At 62.9% G+C, this 19,744-nt stretch carries 22 protein-coding genes; 9 read left to right on the top strand and 13 right to left on the bottom strand.

Annotation, left to right across the window (positions count from 1 at the left end; translation table 11 throughout):
- Window positions 1-51: 51 nt before the first annotated feature.
- Complete coding sequence (locus tag COCCU_RS03470; RefSeq protein WP_156230238.1) at window positions 52-1,320, top strand: DEAD/DEAH box helicase; 1,269 nt, start codon at window positions 52-54, stop codon at window positions 1,318-1,320.
- Window positions 1,317-2,516 (top strand): Rv3212 family protein, encoded by a 1,200-nt coding sequence (locus COCCU_RS03465; RefSeq protein ID WP_156230237.1) that lies wholly within the window; start codon window positions 1,317-1,319, stop codon window positions 2,514-2,516. Before COCCU_RS03470 ends, COCCU_RS03465 begins: the two co-directional genes overlap by 4 nt.
- Here the strand turns inward: COCCU_RS03465 and COCCU_RS03460 are convergent.
- Window positions 2,504-2,893 carry a hypothetical protein gene (locus tag COCCU_RS03460; RefSeq protein ID WP_156232546.1) on the bottom strand — a complete coding sequence of 130 codons (390 nt, stop codon included), beginning with the start codon at window positions 2,891-2,893 and terminating at the stop codon, window positions 2,504-2,506. The two genes, COCCU_RS03465 and COCCU_RS03460, sit on opposite strands and share 13 nt — an antisense overlap.
- Window positions 2,894-2,967: 74 nt before the next feature.
- Window positions 2,968-3,876 (bottom strand): IS982 family transposase, encoded by a 909-nt coding sequence (locus COCCU_RS03455; protein WP_197088475.1) that lies wholly within the window; start codon window positions 3,874-3,876, stop codon window positions 2,968-2,970.
- A 498-nt stretch (window positions 3,877-4,374) separates the two neighbouring features.
- Here COCCU_RS03455 and COCCU_RS03450 point away from each other — a divergent pair, with 498 nt between their 5' ends.
- Together COCCU_RS03450 and COCCU_RS14915 are read left to right on the top strand one after the other, a co-directional pair.
- Window positions 4,375-4,638, top strand: a complete 264-nt coding sequence (locus tag COCCU_RS03450) for a WhiB family transcriptional regulator (protein ID WP_156230235.1) — start codon at window positions 4,375-4,377, stop codon at window positions 4,636-4,638.
- A 109-nt stretch (window positions 4,639-4,747) separates the two neighbouring features.
- Window positions 4,748-4,822: a 50S ribosomal protein bL37 gene (locus COCCU_RS14915; protein WP_096877815.1), complete on the top strand. Its 75-nt coding sequence runs from the start codon at window positions 4,748-4,750 to the stop codon at window positions 4,820-4,822.
- 79 nt (window positions 4,823-4,901) lie between these two features.
- Here COCCU_RS14915 and rsrA read toward each other — a convergent pair whose 3' ends face one another.
- Together rsrA and COCCU_RS03440 are read right to left on the bottom strand one after the other, a co-directional pair.
- Window positions 4,902-5,156: a mycothiol system anti-sigma-R factor gene (rsrA, locus tag COCCU_RS03445; protein ID WP_156230234.1), complete on the bottom strand. Its 255-nt coding sequence runs from the start codon at window positions 5,154-5,156 to the stop codon at window positions 4,902-4,904.
- Window positions 5,157-5,163: 7 nt separating this feature from the next.
- A complete protein-coding gene (locus COCCU_RS03440) occupies window positions 5,164-5,775 on the bottom strand; it encodes a sigma-70 family RNA polymerase sigma factor (protein ID WP_156230233.1) in 612 nt (203 codons plus the stop codon).
- Between the two features lie 73 nt (window positions 5,776-5,848).
- Between COCCU_RS03440 and ybaK the strand changes: the two genes are divergently transcribed.
- Window positions 5,849-6,319: a Cys-tRNA(Pro) deacylase gene (gene ybaK / locus COCCU_RS03435; RefSeq protein ID WP_156230232.1), complete on the top strand. Its 471-nt coding sequence runs from the start codon at window positions 5,849-5,851 to the stop codon at window positions 6,317-6,319.
- On the opposite strand, the gene COCCU_RS03430 is transcribed toward ybaK, so the two are convergent.
- Window positions 6,300-6,935, bottom strand: coding sequence for an SOS response-associated peptidase (locus COCCU_RS03430; RefSeq protein WP_156230231.1), 636 nt, complete (start codon window positions 6,933-6,935; stop codon window positions 6,300-6,302). The two genes, ybaK and COCCU_RS03430, sit on opposite strands and share 20 nt — an antisense overlap.
- A gap of 18 nt (window positions 6,936-6,953) precedes the next feature.
- Between COCCU_RS03430 and aroA the strand changes: the two genes are divergently transcribed.
- From aroA to COCCU_RS03415, 3 genes are read left to right on the top strand one after another with little or no spacing between them, the layout of a single operon-like run.
- Complete coding sequence (aroA, locus tag COCCU_RS03425) at window positions 6,954-8,246, top strand: 3-phosphoshikimate 1-carboxyvinyltransferase (RefSeq protein WP_231598845.1); 1,293 nt, start codon at window positions 6,954-6,956, stop codon at window positions 8,244-8,246.
- Window positions 8,239-9,222, top strand: a complete 984-nt coding sequence (rsgA, locus tag COCCU_RS03420) for a ribosome small subunit-dependent GTPase A (protein WP_156230230.1) — start codon at window positions 8,239-8,241, stop codon at window positions 9,220-9,222. The genes aroA and rsgA overlap by 8 nt, the downstream gene beginning before the upstream one ends.
- Complete coding sequence (locus COCCU_RS03415) at window positions 9,223-10,512, top strand: chloride channel protein (protein WP_156230229.1); 1,290 nt, start codon at window positions 9,223-9,225, stop codon at window positions 10,510-10,512. It begins immediately after the preceding gene.
- On the opposite strand, the gene COCCU_RS03410 is transcribed toward COCCU_RS03415, so the two are convergent.
- From COCCU_RS03410 to COCCU_RS03390, 5 genes are all read right to left on the bottom strand, one after another.
- Window positions 10,509-11,798, bottom strand: a complete 1,290-nt coding sequence (locus COCCU_RS03410) for a fatty acid desaturase family protein (RefSeq protein WP_156230228.1) — start codon at window positions 11,796-11,798, stop codon at window positions 10,509-10,511. The two genes, COCCU_RS03415 and COCCU_RS03410, sit on opposite strands and share 4 nt — an antisense overlap.
- A gap of 35 nt (window positions 11,799-11,833) precedes the next feature.
- On the bottom strand, window positions 11,834-12,877 hold the full coding sequence (locus COCCU_RS03405) for a ferredoxin reductase (protein WP_156230227.1): 1,044 nt from the start codon (window positions 12,875-12,877) through the stop codon (window positions 11,834-11,836).
- An 88-nt stretch (window positions 12,878-12,965) separates the two neighbouring features.
- Window positions 12,966-14,177 carry an HNH endonuclease signature motif containing protein gene (locus COCCU_RS03400; protein ID WP_156230226.1) on the bottom strand — a complete coding sequence of 404 codons (1,212 nt, stop codon included), beginning with the start codon at window positions 14,175-14,177 and terminating at the stop codon, window positions 12,966-12,968.
- A 141-nt stretch (window positions 14,178-14,318) separates the two neighbouring features.
- Complete coding sequence (locus tag COCCU_RS03395) at window positions 14,319-14,825, bottom strand: DUF6912 family protein (protein WP_156230225.1); 507 nt, start codon at window positions 14,823-14,825, stop codon at window positions 14,319-14,321.
- A 5-nt stretch (window positions 14,826-14,830) separates the two neighbouring features.
- Window positions 14,831-15,241 carry an HAD family hydrolase gene (locus COCCU_RS03390; RefSeq protein WP_156230224.1) on the bottom strand — a complete coding sequence of 137 codons (411 nt, stop codon included), beginning with the start codon at window positions 15,239-15,241 and terminating at the stop codon, window positions 14,831-14,833.
- A 91-nt stretch (window positions 15,242-15,332) separates the two neighbouring features.
- On the opposite strand from COCCU_RS03390, the gene COCCU_RS03385 reads away from it, so the two are divergent.
- A complete protein-coding gene (locus tag COCCU_RS03385; RefSeq protein ID WP_156230223.1) occupies window positions 15,333-15,719 on the top strand; it encodes a hypothetical protein in 387 nt (128 codons plus the stop codon).
- A gap of 3 nt (window positions 15,720-15,722) precedes the next feature.
- Here COCCU_RS03385 and secA read toward each other — a convergent pair whose 3' ends face one another.
- From secA to COCCU_RS03370, 3 genes are all read right to left on the bottom strand, one after another.
- On the bottom strand, window positions 15,723-18,260 hold the full coding sequence (gene secA, locus COCCU_RS03380) for a preprotein translocase subunit SecA (RefSeq protein WP_156230222.1): 2,538 nt from the start codon (window positions 18,258-18,260) through the stop codon (window positions 15,723-15,725).
- Between the two features lie 143 nt (window positions 18,261-18,403).
- Window positions 18,404-19,060, bottom strand: coding sequence for a ribosome hibernation-promoting factor, HPF/YfiA family (gene hpf / locus COCCU_RS03375; protein WP_156230221.1), 657 nt, complete (start codon window positions 19,058-19,060; stop codon window positions 18,404-18,406).
- 83 nt (window positions 19,061-19,143) lie between these two features.
- Window positions 19,144-19,743, bottom strand: coding sequence for a ComF family protein (locus tag COCCU_RS03370; RefSeq protein ID WP_156230220.1), 600 nt, complete (start codon window positions 19,741-19,743; stop codon window positions 19,144-19,146).
- Window position 19,744 lies beyond the last annotated feature (1 nt).

The following is a 19,744-nucleotide window of genomic DNA, read 5'->3' as shown; positions in this document are numbered from 1 at the left end:
CGGTTAAGGGGGCGGCACCCATCATAGTGCCGAGCGGTTAGTATCAAGGTTGTGTCTGTACAAAGCTCTGGTCCCACCTTCGCTGAACTGGGGGTCGCCGTCGAGATCACCGAGGCGCTCGCGGATGTCGGCATCACCCATACCTTCGCCATTCAGGAGCTCACGCTCCCGATCGCCCTGGACGGAAAAGACCTGATCGGTCAGGCCCGCACCGGCATGGGAAAAACCCTCGGGTTCGGGGTGCCACTGCTGGACCGCGTCTTCGATGCGGCGGATGTCGCCGAACTCGACGGCACCCCACGCGCCCTGGTGATCGTCCCCACCCGCGAACTGGCGGTGCAGGTCGGCGAGGACCTCAGCATCGCAGCCAAGCAGCTGGCGGTCCGGATCACCACCATCTACGGCGGCCGCCCCTATGAGGAACAGATCAACGCCCTCGAAACCGGGGTCGACGTGGTCGTGGGAACCCCAGGGCGCCTGATCGACCTGCACCAACGGGGTGCCCTCCAACTCGACCAGGTCGCCGTCCTCGTCCTCGATGAGGCCGATGAAATGCTGGACCTGGGTTTCCTGCCCGACATCGAGAAATTGATGAAGGCCCTGACCCACAAACACCAGACCATGCTCTTCTCCGCGACGATGCCCGGGCCGATCCTGACCCTGGCACGCAGCTTCCTGGACAAACCGGTGCACATCCGCGCCGAGGCCGTCGGCTCCAACCAGACCCACGCCACCACCCGCCAGGTCGTCTTCCAGGCGCACCGCATGGACAAGTCAGCCATCACCGCCCGCATCCTCCAGGCCGCAGGCCGCGGCAAGACCATCGTCTTCGCCCGCACCAAACGCACCGCCGCAGAGGTCGCCGATGACCTGGCCGCCCGGGGCTTCGCAGTCGGCGCAGTCCACGGCGACATGGGGCAACCCGCCCGGGAAAAGTCCCTGCACTCCTTCCGCAGCGGACTGGTGGACATCCTGGTGGCCACCGATGTCGCCGCCCGCGGCATCGACATCGACGATGTCACCCACGTGATCAACTACCAGACCCCCGATGAACCCATGACCTATGTGCACCGCATCGGACGCACCGGGCGCGCCGGGCACACCGGCACCGCCGTCACCCTGGTCGGTTATGATGAGCTGCTGAAATGGCAGTCGATCAATGAGGAGCTGGGGTTGGAGCAGCCGAACCCGCCGCAGTGGTTCTCCACCTCCCCGGAGCTTTTCGACGCCCTCGCCATCCCGGCCGGTGCTGGGGACACCGTCGGCACACCCCGCAAGGTCGCGGGCAAGCCGCTGCCCGGAAGGAGACGCACCCGTTGAGTGCACCGCTTCAACGCACCCCGAGGGATCTGATCGCCACCGGGGTGGTTTCCGCGGTTTCTCTGCTGGCCGTCGTCGGGGTGTGGGCCACCGCCCCGATCCGCAGCGCCGAGCTGACTCCCGCGGCTGAGGAGGTCAGCGTGGATGAGCAGTTGCTTGAGGTTCCGGCTGGCCTGGTCAAATCCTTCACCCTGGACAGCAGCACGTTGCCGGGGCAGCACCGCCCCCTGGTTGCCGGTGGGTTGCTCATCAGCAATGACGGCCACAATGTCTTCGCCCATGATCCGGCCGGGGAAGAAGTCTGGCGTTATGAACGGGATCGTGAGATCTGCGGGATCGGCACCGCCTGGCAGGCGGTGACCATCGCCTACCGCAATAATGCGGGTTGTGGGGATGCTGTCTCGATCACGGCGAGCAGCGGTGAGTACAAATCCACCCGCAGTGCCCCCGCCCCGGATGAAGTGGTGATGACCACGTCCAATGACCGGGTGGGTATCGCCAATGAGGAGCGGGTGGAGCTCTGGCGTTCGGATCTGGTGCGCACCGTCGAGTACGGCGATGTGCCGGCCCCTCAGGAGGCCGATCAGCAGCCCCATGCGGACTGCACCATCACCTCAGCGTTGACCCGCACCGAGCTGTTGGCGGTGACTGAGCAATGCCCGGACGGGACCTGGCTGCGTCTGCAGGACACCACCCCGGAAGATGCCCGGAAGCCGGAGATCACCCAGAATATTCAGCTTGAAGATCCCGCGTCCCGACTGGTGGCCATCGGACAGTCGGATGTTGCGGTGCACACCGGCTCCCAGATCCTCGCCATCAACGGGGAGGGTGAGACCACCCAGCGACTGATCTCCCCGAAGCTGGATGTGGCGGGCTTCTACTCCCCCGCCACTGCGGATCTGCCGAACCACATGAGCTGGTTTGAGGGGAACCGGCTCTACCTCTTCGACCCGGCCGGGTTGAAGGTGACCCAGGTGTTCATGGACGCCATCGGCACCGGAATTGTCGTGGGGGACAAACTTCTCTATCCGGTGGAAAACGGCATCTCGGTGACTGACCCGATTTCCGGGGTGCAGGAAAAAATCCTCCCGGTGCAGCGGGGGGCGCACACCGGGGAGGTGTCGCTGGCACTGGCGGGAGGAACGATCGTCGAGAAGCGGGGCGAGCAGCTGGTGGGCCTGGTTCAGGCCCCGTAGCGCTGGGAGGCCCAGCTGGTTGAGGTGGGGTTGAAGAGCAGGATCAGGCCGAGCAGCGCGGAGACCGCGGTGGCCACGGCAAAGAAGTAGAGTCCGCCCTGGAACATGTAGAAGGCGACGGGCAGCAGGAACATCTGCAGCATCGCCACCGGGCCACGGCCCCACCGCCCACCCCGGAGGGTGATGATGGCGCCGGCGAGCACGGTGCCGAAGATGATGAGGAAGAAAACCGCGGTGCCGATGCCCACCCACTCCATGTTGGCCTGGGTCGTCACCACCGAGGGATCTTCATATCCGATGATGTTTCGGACGATCAGCAGGCCTGCGTAGCCGATGCCGATCGCTGATTGGAGGATGGCGATGATGCCGGCCCACATTACGGGGGCAGGGGGTCGGTTGTCAGTCACAGCTTGCCATTCTAGATGATTGAGTCCAAGGGTGTGCTGGGGGTTTAGTGGTCATAGGCGATCAGTGATCGCAGGGCAGGTTGGCCGGTGGCGTGGTTATGCCAGATCGCTGCGGTTAATGCCAGCAGGCGTTTAACGACCTGGCAGACCAACCCACCGGCAGTGCGGCTGCCGTGTTGTTCAAGATGGAGCTGGCTTTTCATCGTGTTGAACACCGACTCGATAGTCTGCCGCAATGGTTTCAAGAATTGTTTTCCTGGCCTGGGTTTTTCCCCTTTCCGGGCCGGGCGAAGCAACTCAACACCACCAGTTGTCAGCTCGTCTTCCAGCCAGGCACCGTTATAGCCCTTATCCGCCATGATGACCTGCCCGGTCGGCACAATCACCGGAACTGTCTCCAGTATCGCCAGCAGTGTGGCGCGTTCATCGGCTTTGGCACCAGTGAGTGCGTAGCCAACCGGCAGCCCATGCAAAGTACTAATCAGGTGGAGTCGGCATCCCCAGAAAAACCGGGAATGCGAGGCGCAGTAACCGTACTCGGCGTAGCCGGCCAGGTCGGATCGTTTCACTGTTTCCCGGGACCGGCCACATTCAACCGGAGTGGAGTCCACGACCCAGACATCATCATTGAGCAGGCCAGTCGAGGTGGCCAGGTGGGTCATCACGTGCTGCATCACGGTGGTGAGTTTCCGGAGTCGTTTGTTGTAACCGGATTGCTGTGGGATGTAGGGAAATGTGCTGGTGAAGCGTTTTCTGGTGTGGCGGATGAAGTGGCGTTGGGAGGTGTATCCCTGAAGGGATTCCATCACGGCCAGGGTGATGATTTCAGCATCGGTGATCTGTGGTTGGATCCCGATTTTCGGGCGTGGTGGGAGGAGTTCGAGATGGGCGTTGAGGTAGTCATCGCAGGTGGTATAAAGTGCTGTTGCGAGAGTGTCTATGTTGTTTTCCACAAATTCAATCATGGGCACTCTCGCCCTTTTTTAGCGGTAGCCACGCACCGGGGACCCCTTGGACTCAATCACCTAGTCATGGGCTCGGCGACACCCCCCTCTGGCATATGATTTGACCTCATGCTTTCTGTCTTGCTCATCACATTTTTCCATTTCCGCAGGTGAGAGCATCGCACATTCTGAATGAAATGTGACGGACCATACATTTCGCCCTTGCTAACTTTTTAAATTCTGTGATACTCATCACAATTTCCACTGCAACCCTAGCCAACATTTGGAATACGTGTCATTATCTTCAGGTAGCAAAAACGACCAGCGCATGACCTGGTTGAGAACTCTGGAACATCGAAGAGTTAACGCCAGATGAACCGTGGCCCAGTTTAAAGACTCGCCCAGTTCCCATGGCGCTCATGCATTTAAACCGCAGCCGAAACTCATACCGACTTCGGCATGCCAACTTTCACGTAATGACTTTTACTATCTAAAGGAGAATTAATCATGGATTGGCGCGACGAAGCTGTTTGCCGTAACGAAGACCCCGAGCTGTTCTTCCCGGTCGGTAACTCCGGCCCCGCACTTGCCCAGATCGCAAAGGCCAAGGTTGTCTGCAACCGCTGCCCCGTCACCTCCATGTGCCTGAAGTGGGCCCTGGAATCCGGTCAGGATGCCGGCGTCTGGGGTGGCATGAGCGAGGACGAGCGCCGCGCACTCAAGCGCCGCAAGAACCGCGGTCGTGGCCGCGCCCGCGTCGTCACCGCCTAAGCCACACCCCTTCTGCAACCAGAAGCGGCAACCCTGATTTCCTCCCTTCCAAAGTCAAGCGCTACAGTTGTCCCGAGTATCTACAACTGCCAGCAACAAGGAGAACACCATGAGCAAGCGTGGTCGTAAGCGTAAGGATCGCCGCAAGAAGGGCGCCAACCACGGTAAGCGCCCCAACTCTTAAGTCATTTAAGAGCTGAGCACGTCCGGAGCCCCCAGGGAATCATTCCCTGGGGGCTCCGGACTTTTCTGCCTCAGGCCAGCTAACCCCGCTCAATGCGGATGCTGAGGCTGATCCGCTCCACCAGGGTGGGGGGCGCCTGATCCTGGCAGCACTTCTTCACCAGGGCGCGGATCTTCTGCTCTGCGGTGAGCCTGCTGTAACACTCAGGGCAATCCTTGATGTGCTCGCGGAGGGCATCGCACTCACCCGGAGACAATTCATCATCGAGTAGGGCGAAGAGTGACTGATACTTCTCATCACACCCGCAGCCGCAGGGATCGTAGTTGTAGGTCATCGTCGGGTCACCTTTTCGAGCTTGTCTGTGCCGGGTTCTTCTCATTGTCAGGGTGGTCAAGACCAATTCCCTGCTCATGTGCCACTTCCTTCAACATGGAACGCAGCTGTTTTCTTCCCCGGTGCAGCCGGGACATCACGGTACCCAAGGGGGTTCCCATGATTTCGGCGATTTCCTTGTAGGCCAGACCCTCCACATCGGCGTAGTAGACCACCATGCGGTAGTCCTCGCTGAGGTGGTTCATGGCGTCCACGATCTTGCCGTTGGGCAGCCGCTCCAGAGCCTGCACCTCCGCGGACTGCAGACCGGTGGAGTCATGTGAGGAGGTGGTGTAGAGCTGCCGGTCGGTGACATCCTCCGCGGAGGTCTGCAAGGGCTGACGCTGCCGCTTGCGGTAGACGTTGATGTAGGTGTTCGTCATGATGCGGTACAGCCAGGCCTTGAGATTCGTGCCCGGCTTGAAACTGTCGAAGGCCTGGTAGGCCTTCATGTACGTCTCCTGCACCAGGTCTTCCGCATCCGTGGGGTTGCGTGTCATACGCAGCGCTCCGCCGTAGAGCTGATCTATCAACGGCATCGCTTCTTCCTCGAAGCGCTTCGTGAGCTCTTCTTCAACCATGAGGGCCCAACCCTTTCTGTGGTGCCATTCACCTCATTGTAGAAGCCCCGGGCCTTTCGGGGATAATGCTGCCATGGCGAAGGCACCCACCAGGGCGGTACAGACACTCATCGACGCAGCTCTCCCCCACGCACTGCAACGCTTCCAGGCTTCCCGTGAACATTTCGGCGAGCATGCCGCGGCAGAACTCGGCGTGGACCCCGACCTGATACTCAAGACCCTGGTGATCAGCACCGATCAGGGGCTGGCGGTCTGCTGCGTCCCGGTCAGCGCCCAGTTGAACCTGAAGAAGGCGGCGGCCGCCCTGGGCGCCCGGAAAGCGGGGATGGCAGACCCCCGACAGGCCGAGCGCGCCACCGGCTATGTCACCGGCGGGATCTCGCCCCTCGGGCAGAAAACCCCGCTGCCCACCCTGATCGACGCCACGGTGGAGCATGCCGCACAGATCTATGTCTCCGGGGGCCGCCGGGGCCTGGACATCCGGCTCTCCCCCACCCACCTCGCCCAACTCTGTGGGGCCCGCTTCACTGATCTGCGGCGATGAGCTCCGGGTAGTCATTGCGGACATTACCCACCTCCCGGGCTGCCGGCCGGACCACGAAACGGGAGAGCAGCTCCGGTGGGGTCAGGGAACCCGCCATATCCTCCCCTGCCAGCCAGGCCGGGATCTCCTCATCGCTGAGGAAGCGCGGCATCCGGTCATGGAGCCACTCAATGGGCGGAGCCGAGTCGGTGGTGAGCATCGTCGCCGAAAGTTTGCCCAGCCCGGTGGCATATAACCCGGCCGCCCACATGAGCTCGCTGTCATCCCCACCGAGGGAGACGAACTGAGGTTTCTTCTCATGCCACTCGTAATAGCCGTTCATGGGGATGAGACAGCGGTGATGGCGGTAGGCGTCCCGGAAGGAGGGTTTGGTGGCCACGGTTTCGGAACGGGCATTGAACAGGGGTGGCCCGGTTTCATCCTTCTTCCAATGGGGCAGCAGACCCCAGCGTGCGGGCTCGATCACCCCTTCCCGAAGGATTGGTATCACCTGGGTGGGGGCAAGATTGTAGCGCGGGCCGGGGGTGCCCTGCGGCGCCGACACCTGAGCAAAGTGGACCCCCGCGGCGTCGATAAGCGCCTCGGCGGTGGTGAATAGAACAAAGCGACCACACATGGCATCTATTATGGGGGTGTGAATACCCCTGTGTCATCCTCCGCCAGTGTCTGGAACGCCCCGCGAGCCCGCGGCCCCATCAACTGGGTGCAGCAGGTCCCCGGTTCCAAGTCCATCACCAACCGTGCTTTCGTCCTTGCCTCCATCGCCGATTCCCCCTCCACCATCGACGGTGCCCTCCGCAGCCGTGACACCGACCTCATGGCTGAGGCACTGCGTGCCTTAGGTGTCGGAGTCAGCGGCGAGGACAGCATCCGCATCACCCCCAATGAGTTCCATGGTGCCCAGGTCAACTGTGGTCTGGCCGGTACCATCATGCGTTTCCTGCCACCGATCGCCACCCTGGCGCGCGGCACCGTCCTCTTCGACGGGGACCCCCAGGCCCGGATCCGCCCCATGTCGACCATCCTCGATGCCCTCCGCACCCTGGGGGCCTCCATCGAGGGTGACCGCCTGCCCTTCACCGTCTACGGCCAGGGCGCACCGGAGGGCGGCACCGTGGAGATCGACGCCTCCGGTTCCTCCCAGTTCGTCTCCGGGCTGCTGCTCGCCGGGGCCCGCTTCCGCCGTGGTATCACCGTCCGCCACACCGGGGACACCCTCCCCTCCCTCCCCCACATCGAGATGACCGTGGACATGCTCCGCCAGGCCCGGGTGCGGGTCGAGGTCACCCAGAATGAGTGGACCGTCTACCCCGGTGCGGTGGAGGGCAAGCGTTGGGTGGTGGAACCTGACCTGTCCAATGCCACGCCTTTCCTCGCGGCGGCGGCCCTCACCGGTGGCACGGTGCGGATCCCGAATTGGCCGATTGAGACGACCCAGCCGGGTGATGTCATCCGCACCATCCTGGAGAAGATGGGGTGCACTGTGGAGCTCATCGCCGAGGGTGACCATCATGACCTTGAGGTCACCGGCCCGGTCGCCCCGCTGCGCGGCATTTCCCTGGACATGTCCGACATCGGTGAACTGACCCCCACGGTCGCTGCCTTGGCCGCCCTGGCGGGCAGTGAATCCCGGCTCACCGGCATCGCCCATCTGCGCGGCCATGAGACGGACCGGTTGGCTGCTCTGACCAGCGAGATCAACCGCCTGGGTGGTAATTGCCGGGAGCTTAACGACGGCCTTCTCATCCAGCCGGCGCCGCTGCACGGCGGGCTCTGGCGCTCCTATGCCGACCATCGCATGGCCACCGCCGGCGCGATCATCGGTCTGGCGGTGGAGGGGGTTCAGGTGGAGGATATCCAGACCACCTCGAAGACCCTGCCCGGTTTTGCGGATATGTGGGAGGCGATGGTTTCCGATAATGGCTAGATCCTGGGATGAATCCGATATCCGTGTCCGCCCCGGCAGGGGCACCCGCCCCCGCACCAAGGACCGCCCCGCGCATGAGGATGCCGAATTCGGCATGGTCGTGACCAAGGACCGCGGCCGGTGGGGCGTCGTACTGGACGGCAGAACTGATGCCGTCGTCACCATGCGGGCCCGCGAACTCGGCCGCACCCCCATTGAGGTCGGGGACCGGGTGGGGGTGGTCGGGGACACCTCCGGACAGCCGGGCACCCTGAGCCGGATCGTGAAGCTGGAGGAAAGAACCTCGGTGCTGCGGCGCACCGCGGATGACACCGACCCCTATGAGCGGATCGTGGTGGCTAATGCGGGGCAGCTGCTGATCGTCTGCGCGGTGGCGGATCCCCCTCCCCGGTCCGGTTTCGTGGAGCGTTCCCTGATCGCCGCCTTCGTCGGAAATATCAGGCCCATCATCTGCCTGACCAAGTCTGATCTGGCGGACCCCTCGGAGTTTGCTGCGGAATTCGCGGACCTGGACGTCCAGGTCATCGTCTGTGGTGTGGAGGACCCCATTGAGCCCCTGATGGAGCTGGTGGAAGGGCAGGTCACCGCCTTGATCGGTCATTCCGGGGTGGGCAAGTCCACCCTGGTCAACCGCATCGTCCCGGATGCCCACCGGGAGACCGGTGTGGTGTCCGGGGTGGGCAAGGGCCGTCACACCTCCACCCAGTCGGTGGCGCTTCCCGTCAAGGACGGCTGGATCATCGACACCCCGGGTATCCGTTCCTTCGGTCTGGCACATGTCGATGCCGACACGGTGGTGGGTGTCTTCGGCGACCTTGCTGAGGCTGTGGAGAACTGTCCCCGGGGTTGTACCCACATGGGCCCGCCAGCGGACCCTGAGTGCGCCCTGGATGAGCTGGAGGGTGCCAGTGGGCGCCGGGCCACCGCGGTGCGTGGTCTGCTCGCTGCACTGCGCACCAATGAGGACTGGGAGTAGATGCCTAAACCACCGTTGACCCAGGTCCCCCTGAACCGGCTGGCCGTACTCGGCGCGATCATCGGCATTCTGACCGGTTTATTCATCGCCGCCCTGAACTGGTCGGTGCTCGGGGTGGAAAGGCTGGTCTACGGTACTGATCATCTCCACAACGCCAACCCGGCTGCCTCGGTGTCGCCCCTGCGTCAGGCCATCACCCTGGTGGTGCTCGGGGTCCTGACCTCCTGGGCCTGGTATATCGTGCACCGTTACGGTCGCCGGGAGGTGTCCGTGGTCGGTGCGATGCGCGGGGAGAAGGTCCCCATCCCGGAGACCATTGCTTCCGCGTTTCTGCAGGTCACCACCGTGGCGGCCGGCGCCCCGGTCGGCCAGGAGAATGCCCCACGCATCGCCGGCAGCCTGGTGGGTGAGCGCTTCAGTCGCTGGCTGGAGCTGGATATCGACGCCAAGCGCATTCTGGTGGCCGCTGCCGCAGGCGCGGGTCTGGGTGCCAGCTTCCACCTGCCGTTGGCAGGGGTGCTCTTCGCCCTGGAGGTGCTGCTGGTGGAGATGTCCACCCGCACCGTGGTGATCACCATCATCACCACGAGTACGGCGGTGGCCACCACCGGGCTTTTTGTCCCCACCCCGGATGTCTTCAGCACCGTCCCGTTGACGGAGAGTCCCTGGATGTATGTGGCGGCCATCATCGCCGGAATTGTGGCGGGGCTCTGCGGCCACTGGTTCAGCCAGGCAGCCAACAAGGCAGCCCTGGCGGCCCCCAAGCAGGGCAGGAAAATTCTCTGGCAGCTGCCCCTGGGCTTCCTGCTGATCGCGGTGATCGCCTACTTCGTGCCCGGGGCAGTCGCCAACGCCCGCTGGACCTCTGACACCGTGCTCGCTGATGGATTAACGCTCCAGGCACTGCTGTTGCTGGGGGTGCTGCGTCTGGTGGTGCTGCTGCTGGCCTTCCGGGTGGGAACGGTGGGCGGCACCCTGATCCCCGCCTTCGCACTGGGCGCGATGATCGGCGCGATCGTCGGCACGCTGTTGGAACCCCTGCTCGGGGTCCCACCCGCAGCCTTCGCACTCCTGGGGGCCGCAGCTTTTCTCTCCACGACCATGGCGGCTCCCCTATTCGGCATGATCGCCGCGGTGGAGTTCACCGACATGGAACCCCAGGGCTATCTGCCGGTGTTCCTGGCGGTGGCCTCAGCGGTGCTCACGGTCCGGGTGTGGGCCGTGATCACCGACCGGGAACAGCGCACCTTCCCGGTCACCTACGCCAGCTGGACCGGCGAACTGCGTTAGGCCAGGGTGCGCTGCGGGGTGCGGCCACTGAAGTGCTGGATGGACTGCACCACGGTGGGACGCAGCTTCTTCAGCAGCTTCAGGCCGGTGCGCAGACCAGCCCGCTCGCCCTTCTCATCGGCACCGACGTGCAGCTGGTTCTCCACCTCGGGGTACTTGGTGAAGGCACGGTTGGAACGCACCTCGGGGGCATTGTCCCGGTCGGCGGCCAGAAGCTTATTCGGCAGGGTCAGCTTCAGCAGGGTCTTCTGGACCTTGAACAGCTGCGCCGGGAAGGAATCGGTGTTGTAGGGCAGGTCGTATTCCTTACAGATCTGCTCCACGCGCTTGCCGATCTCCGACAACCGGTTGGAGGGCATGTCGGGGAAGATGTGATGCTCGACCTGGTAGTTCAGGTTGCCGGAGAGGATCGTGAGGATCTTGCCGCCCCGGAAGTTCGCGGAGCCCAGCATCTGGCGCAGATACCACTCATCGTGGGTCTCGTTCTTGTACTGCTCCTTGGTGAAGGTCTCCGCCTCATCCGGGAAGTGGCCGCAGAAGATCACCGCATACGCCCAGACACTGCGGATGAAGTTCGCGGTGGCGTTGGCGGTGATGGTGCTCTTGTAGTTGGGGCCGGACAGCGCCGGGAAGAGCACGTAGTCACGCAGGTTCTGCTTGCCGGCCTTACGCGCGGTCTCCCAGAACTTCGGGGCGGTCTCCTTCCAGGTGGCACGGCCGGCGGCCAGCTTGCCCAGCTCCACATCGTAGAAGCCCACGGCCCACTGGAAGAGGGAGGCCAGCGTGGCGTTGACGATCGGCTGGAAGGCGTGCATCGTGGTCCACTTACGGTCACGGGTGACACGCAGGATGCCGTAGCCCACGTCGGTGTCCATGCCGAGGATGTTGGTGTACTTGTGGTGGACCGCGTTGTGGGTGTGCATCCACTGGGAACCCGGGCAGATATTGTCCCACTCCCAGGTGGTGGAGTGGATCTCCGGATCATTCATCCAGTCCCACTGACCGTGCATGACATTGTGGCCGATCTCCAGGTTCTCGAGGATCTTGGAGAGGCTGAGCAGGGTCACCCCGGCGAACCAGAAGGGCTTCCTGCCGGAGAAGAGGAGTGCCGCACGTCCCGCGACCTCCATGTAACGCTGGGTGCGGATCAGTCCTTTGATGTAGCGGACGTCCTTTTCACCGAGGTCCGCCTCGAACTCTTCGCGGATGGCGTCAAGTCGGGCGCCGATCTCCCGGATGTCTTCATCGGAGAGGTGGGAATATGCCTGAATATTGTCAATGGCCATGTGTAGTGTTCCTGACTTCTTACGTGGATGTGCGTTTAGACATCGATGGTGACGTCACCGGCGGCGACGCACACACAGGTGCGGATGCGGGATCCGGGCTCATGGGTCTGGCCGGAACGCAGATCATGGACGTGGCCCTCATCGAGCTGGCGGACACAGGTCTGGCAGATGCCCATGCGGCAGCCGAAGGGCATCTGGATGCCGATGGATTCACCAGCCTCCAGGATGGTGGTGGCGCCGTCAACCTCGATGGAACCGCGCTCCCCGAAGGTGACGGTGCCGCCCTTGGCCTCGGAGGCACGGTCAATGGTGAAACGCTCCGTACGGATCTCCATGTCGTGGGCTTCCGCCCACTCCTCAACCTGGTCAAGCATCAGGGCCGGGCCACAGGCGTAGACCACGCGCTCGGCGAAGTCCGGCACCATCTTCTTGATCTCCTTCGGACCCACGCGGCCCGATTCGGAGGTGTAGTTCACGGTGGCGTCCACACCCTCAAGCACATCCCCGAAGACGAGATCTTCGCGACGACGCACGGAATGCACGACTCGGACATCGCTCTGGAGGTTGCGGTCCTTCATGGTGCGCAGCATGGAGATCACCGGGGTGATACCGGAGCCGGCGGTGATGAAGAGCAGCTTCTCTGGGATCGGGTTGGTCAGGTGGAAGTCACCTGCCGGGGCTGCCAGACGAACGGTGTCCCCCGCCTTGGCGGTGCCCACCAGGTGGTTGGAGAGGCGACCCCGCTCCACCGCGCGGACGGTGATGGAGAAGTGTCCCGCCGTGGTGTCGGGGGTGTTGGTCAGTGAATAGCTGCGCCAAGTGTAACGTCCGTCTATCTGTACGCCGATACCAATATACTGGCCTGCTTCGAAATCGACCGGAACACCCCAGCCCGGTGAAATCACCAGATGGATAGTGTCATCGGCCGCGGTTTCAACCACTTCGATCTTGCCGCGCAGTTCCCTGGTGGACCAGAGCGGGTTGATCAGCTGAGTGTAGTCATCGGGCAGCAATGGCGTGGTGAAACGACGGAGCACGTCACGTGCCCGTCCAAGACCATCGCGGGTGGTGGATGCCATGTAGAACCGTTCTTTCCTAATCCGCTTACCTTACGAGACCGTAGCCTACGGCAACGTAGGTTCCTTTGTCCACAGCAAAGCCCCATTTTCAAAAAGGTGGTTCCGGCTCAGTTTTCCGCTCCTCCACGATCACGCGCGTGGCTTCCTCGCGGGCCCGCTTTCGGCGCTGCTCACGGCGTTGCCCCACCGTCTGCACCCAGCGCGCGCCCTCCGGGGCGATCGGTCCCTGTGGCATGGTGGAGATCACGGTGCCGTCCAGGAAGTTGAAGAGGGCTTCCCCGGTTTCGGGGTGCAGTTCATAGCTGAAACGCCCATCGGTCTTCATGTTGTGGTGGTGCTGGCAGAACATGGCGCAGTTGGCGGCTGAGGTGGCCCCACCCTTGGCGTAGTCCGCACAATGTTCCACCTGGGAGCGTTGCGCCGGCACCGTGCAGCCCGGGAACCGGCAGTAACCGTCCCGGCCGATCAGGAAGGCCCGTAACTTCGGGGATGCCTGGTAGGCGGTGCCCACCTCCTGCGCCGCCCCATCCAGATCCCGGATCTGCTCGGCACGCTCCCGCAGCTCCGCGGAGACGGTGGCATCCTGCCAGCCCACCCCCGGCACATAAACCGGCGCCTCAGGCACATCCTTGGCGGTGTAGACATTGAGCACCACTCTCACTTGGCCGACACCCCGGATCAGCTCCAGCAGGGCATCCGCCCGGTTCAACCCGGTCTCCTCCACCTTCTTCCGGATCAGCTGGTCGATCTCGGAGACGATCTCCGCCGAATAGGTGGCATTGAGCTCCCCGATGCCATCCGGACGCAGGTGGGTGGTGGCCTCGGGACAATCCCGGGTGGACTTCTCCCTGGTGGATATCTCCGGGTCCAGCTCATCGAGCATGGCCTTGATTCGGTTCATGATCGCATTCCGACCCAGCAGCTCCTGCTGGGGCCGGGTCGGGGTGAGCAGCTCCACCAGGAGGCCGTCGATCTCCGGCAGGAGCTCATCCTTGGCCACCTGCAGCACCCGCCAGATCCCCTCCAGGCGGTACATGTCCAGATGGAAGAGTTCCAGCTGCAGGGCCCGCAACCTGGGCAGGCGGCGAAGGAAGGCGACGACATCACCCAGCCTTTCGGCGCGATGCGCTGAGATACCCAGCGCCGAGGCGATGATCGCGGCACTGGCGTCCGCATCAACCCCCTCCCCCGGACTGATGTGATCCCAGAGCAGGAATTCCCGCTGCACCTGTTCCCGCCCGTACCTGGCGAGTGGACTCCCCTGATCATTGACCGTGAAGAAGGCTTCCTCGGCCATCATGCTTCCCTCCCTGACCCACTAGCTCATGTGTTCGAAATCGAACGCTAGCAGGGGCCCCGGACACGGACCTCCCCCACAAAGCCGAAAAGACCCCCAAAAGCGGGAGCCCATTCAGACTAATTCAGCAGATATAACTGCTGCTCAGAGCAATTCGATGAGGAAGGGAAGTTCACTCGGGTCATACCAGGCCATGAGGTTGTCCTGGGCATCACCCACAGTCAGTTCCGCATCGGTGTCACCCAGGTCAGAAGCGTCGATGACGGCGATGGCGGCCTTGGTCTGCTCCTCAGCCTCGGCCAGATCCACATGCAGGGCGGCAACCTGATCCAGCTGGATCTGCGCCGGGGAGAGCTTCACCACGGATTCGCCGTTCTCCGGCTCCAGGCTCACCTGCTCATCGGGCAGATCAACGGTGACCACGATGCGACGGTGCGGGAATTTCTCCTCATCACCGATGGCCAGCAGACGCAGGGAGGCCTCGGCGGCGTCCTGGAAGGCGGCGTCCGCGATCTCCTCCTCATCACCGGAGGTGTAGAACTCTACCAGGGCCGGGGTCAGCGCGAAACCCCAGCCGGAGCGGGCGGTGAACACGGAGTTTTCGCTCAGCTCAGTGAGCATGGCGAAGGTGGCGGGGATGTAGACACGCATACGCTCTAGAACTCTCCTTCGATGTCGAAGAGGTTCTGGATCTCCACGATCGCCCGGTCGAACTGCTGGTAGTAGACACCCACCAGCCCGGCCTCGACGGCGGCGCGGATGTTGAGGATGGAATCATCCACCAGCACGCAGTCATTCATCGGCAGCTCCATGGAGTCCGCCGCGATCTGGAAAGCCTCGGTCTCGGGCTTCTCGACGCCGATCTCCCCGGAGAGCAGGACGGCGTCGACAATGCCGCGCAGCTCCCACTCATGGATCGGCTCAGCTGCGGGGCCACCCGGGTCATTGGAGAGGATGGCGGTCCCCACACCGTTTTTCCGGGCGGCCGCGAAGAGGTTGCGCCAGCGACGCTGGTCCTCCTCGGTGCCGTCCAGGACACCTGCATAATCCACAATCAGTCCACGCACATTTACTCCTTCATTCACCGCGTTGTTGTGCCACAATGATACCCAGCCCATTGTCGCTCTGCCCTGTCCGAAAATACAGGGAGATGTTTTGTTGGTTCCGCTTCCAGGTCTCAGTCACCTGAAAATTCTTCATTCCGCTCCAGCTCGCCCGAAGGAAACCCTGCCGCCGCACAGCACGGCGGAGGAGATTCAGGGCACCGCCAGGCAGTTGACCATGATCGCCCTGGAGACGGCCTTCGGGATCCGTCCGCCACAGCATCTGAGCCGGAAACGTTTCGACGTGGGCGTCAGAGCCCACGTCACCGCCCGCCGCGCACTGCCTGGCCCCCGAGGGCCGGTCCGGTTGGACTCCCTGCATCTGCGTGGCGAGGAAATTTTCGGCAGTGCCACCGTGGCGGGCCAGCCGCACGGTTTCACCGCCAGTCTGACACGGTTGGGACGCAGTCATTGGCGGCTGCGCACCTTCCGTGTCATCTGAAGGTCAGGCCTCCACGGTCTCTTCCTTCGGCGCGAACTGCTTGCGCAGCAGGAAGAGCTGGCGGACGGTCTCCTCCTTGATGCCGTCCTTCATGGCGTTGAACATGTCGCCACCCTCCTTCTGGTACTCCACCAGGGGATCGCGCTGAGCCATGGCACGCAGGCCGATGCCCTCCTTGAGGTAGTCCATCTCATAGAGGTGCTCGCGCCACTTCTGATCGATCACCGGGAGGATGATCTGACGCTCGATATTGCGCATCTGACGCTCCCCGCCGATGGCGGAGACATTGGTGGTGAGTTCATCGTATTCACGGTGGGCATCCGCCAGGATGGCCTTCTTGAGATCTGCGGCGCTGAGTTCGCCTGCAGAGCCGTACTCCGTGCCGTCGAGAAGCGACTGCCAGGTGAAGGTGGGGCCGTAGAGACCATCCAGGGCATTCCACAGTTCATCGAGATCCCAGTCCTCCACATAACCCGTGGCGGTGGCACCGTCGATGTAGGCGGAGATCGTGTCATCGATCATGAACTGGATGTTCTCGCCCAGGTCCTTGGCTTCGAGGATTTCACGACGCTCGGCGTAGATGACCTTGCGCTGCTCATTGAGCACCTCATCGTACTTCAGGACGTTCTTACGCATCTCGAAGTTCTGGTTCTCTACCTGCGCCTGGGCACCCCTGATGGAGTTGGTCACCATCTTCGCCTCGATCGGGACATCATCGGGGACGTTGAGGCGGTTCATCATGTTCTCCATGGACTGACCGACCATGCGGACCATGAGCTCATCACGCATCGAGAGGTAGAAACGGGTGGTACCCGGATCACCCTGACGACCGGAACGACCACGCAGCTGGTTATCGATGCGGCGCGATTCATGACGCTCAGTACCCAGCACGTAGAGGCCACCTGCCTCGCGGACCTTCTCGGCCCGCTCGGCGGTGCGCTCCTTGATGCGGGGCAGCTCCTCATCCCAGGCCGCCTGGTAGGCCTCCTCATCCTCGAAGGGATCCAGGCTGCGCTCCCGCAGCTTCATGTCCAGGAGGATCTCGGGGTTACCACCCAGCACGATATCGGTGCCTCGACCAGCCATGTTGGTGGCCACGGTGACATTGCCCGGCAGGCCCGCCTGGGCGATGATCTGGGCTTCCTGCTCATGATGCTTGGCGTTGAGCACATTGTGCTTGACACCCCTGGCCTGCAGCAGATTGGAGAGGTACTCGGAACGCTCCACCGAGGTGGTGCCCACCAGGATCGGCTGACCGGCCTCGATACGCTCCGCAATGTCATCGACCACGGCGGCGAACTTCGCCTCCTGGGTCTTGTACACCCGGTCCACGAGATCCTCACGCTGGTTGTCCCGGTTCGTCGGGATCGGCACCACATCCAGGCCGTAGATGGAGTGCAGCTCGGCGGCCTCGGTCTCGGCGGTACCGGTCATGCCGGAAAGCTTGGAGTAGAGACGGAAGTAGTTCTGGAGGGTGATGGTGGCCAGGGTCTGGTTCTCATTCTTGATCTCCACCCCCTCCTTGGCCTCGATCGCCTGGTGCATGCCCTCGTTGTAGCGGCGGCCACCGAGCACACGGCCGGTGAAGCCGTCCACGATCATGACCTCACCATTGCGGACGATGTAGTCCTTATCGCGTTCGAAGAGCTCCTTGGCCTTGATCGCGTTGTTGAGGTAGCTGACCAGCTGGGAGTTCTCCGGGGCATAAAGGTTGCCGATACCGAGCTGGTCCTCGACGTACTCCACACCATCCTCGAGCACGCCGATGGTGCGCTTGCGCACATCCACCTCATAGTGGATGTCCTTGGTCATGCGCGGGGCCAGCTGCGAGAAGACCGAGAAGAAGCGGGAGGAACCATCCACCGGACCGGAGATGATCAACGGGGTGCGGGCCTCATCGATGAGGATGGAGTCCACCTCATCGACGATGGCGAAGTGGTGACCACGCTGCACCAGGTCACGCAGGCTACGGGCCATGTTATCGCGCAGGTAATCGAAGCCCAGCTCATTGTTGGTGCCGTAGGTGATGTCGGCGGCGTAGGCCTTCTTACGCTCCGGGGGACGCATCTCGGAGAGGATCACCCCGACCTCAAGGCCGAGCCAGCGGTGGACACGACCCATCATCTCGGCGTCACGCTTGGCCAGGTAATCATTCACCGTGACCACGTGGACACCCTTTTCCTCGAGGGCGTTGAGGTAGGCCGGCAGCACCGAAGTCAGGGTCTTACCCTCACCGGTGCGCATCTCAGCGACGTTGCCGAAGTGGAGGGCGGCACCACCCATGATCTGCACCGGGTAGTGCTTCTGGCCCAGCACCCGCCAGGAAGCTTCGCGTGCGGTGGCGAAAGACTCGAGGAGAAGGTCATCAACGCTCTCCCCCTCGCCGAGACGCCTCTTGAATTCGGCGGTCTTGGCCTTGAGTTCTTCATCACTGAGCGCGGCATAATCATCTTCGAGGGCGATGACCTCGTCAGCGATCTTACGGAGACGCTTGACGGTGCGCCCCTCACCGGCCCGAAGGAGCTTGGACAATCCAAACACTGTGCAGTCGTCCTTAATATGTTTCCGACATCTTCTTTATGGGAAGAAACCTAGCCTATCGGGGATATTCTACGCACCTGATCCCAAATGCAACTGAACCGCTCCCCTGGGGGAACGGTTCAGTGGTAAATCTCACTCAAATACTACTGCTCTGCAGCGAGAGAAATCAGACCGTAGTCGAAAGCGTGGCGACGGTACACCACGGAAGGACGGCTGGTCTCCTCATCAATGAAGAGGTAGAAGTCGTGGCCGACCAGCTCCATCTCGGAGAGGGCATCATCCACGGACATCGGCTGGGCGGGGTGCTCCTTGGTACGCACGATCTGGCCCGGGACAACATCCTCGACCTTATCGGCGTAGGGATCCGGGTTCTTCTCCTCAGCGCGTGCGGCCTGTGCCTCCTGGGCGAGCTCAGCGGCGACCTCGCCAGCACCCGCGGGGGCACGGTGGCCTGAACGGGAGATGGAACGACGTGCCTTGACCTTGCGCAGGGAACGCTCCAGCTTGGCCAGTGCGGTTTCCAGGGCAGCGTAGAAGCTGTCCTCCTTGGCCTCGGCGCGGGCGATGTGGCCCTTACCGGTGGCGGTGATCTGGAGACGATCGCTGGCATCCGAGCGGCGCGGGTTCGGCTCGTGCTGCAGCTCCACGTGGAAGAAGGTCAGGGTGGGGTCGAGGCGCTCGATCTTCGCCAGCTTGCTGTTGACCCGCTCCGCGAAGTGCTCCGGAACTTCAACATTGCGGCCGGTGATGGACACCTGGGTATCCGGGCTCAGGACATTGTTCTCAGCAGGTGTAGTCACTTGCTTCTCCTCCGTGTCGACGGGACTGTCTGTGCCCCCAGTGTACATCCGGTCATAACCTGAGCATCAATTGGAGGTGGATTTCATGCAGCCGCCAGAGTGAGGGCCGCCACAACCTGAGCCCTCGCGGAGAAAAGCACCTCGGCGGATGCCGCGATGGTCGCCCCGGTGGTCATAACATCATCCACCAGCAGGATCGGTCCAGCCGGAACCTGACTCAACCCCACCCCACCGGCGAGATTCCGGCGGCGGGAGCGGGCATCCAGGCCCGCGGAATCCCGAACCCGGCCATGATGCAGGGCACCCACAACCGGCAGCCCCGTGGCCCGGCAACAGTCGGCGACGGGATCACCGCCCCGCAATCTGGCGTTGGCCCGCCGGGTCGGTGCCGGCACCAGAGTCATCCGTTCGGGTAACTCCCCCCTGGCGCGGAGCGTATCGACGCCCGCCTTCAGTACCGCCCCCAGATACTTCCGGACCTCCCGGTTATTGCGCTCCTTCATCGCCACGATCACCGCCCGTCGGCGCTCATCATAGGGTCCCAGCGCGAAGGCCGGCACATGCGTATCGACGCCCGTGAACACCCTTTCGGGTGGGCGTCGAAAAGCTTCCCGGCAGGCCGGGCAGAGCACCGTGCCAGGATCACCGCAGGCGGCACAGCGCCGCGGCAGCAACAACTCCATG

This window comes from Corynebacterium occultum, from assembly GCF_009734425.1.
GTDB classification, from domain to species: Bacteria; Actinomycetota; Actinomycetes; order Mycobacteriales; family Mycobacteriaceae; genus Corynebacterium; species Corynebacterium occultum.
The sequence above is the reverse complement of the archived record's forward strand: the minus strand, read 5'-3'. Positions and strand labels throughout refer to the sequence as shown.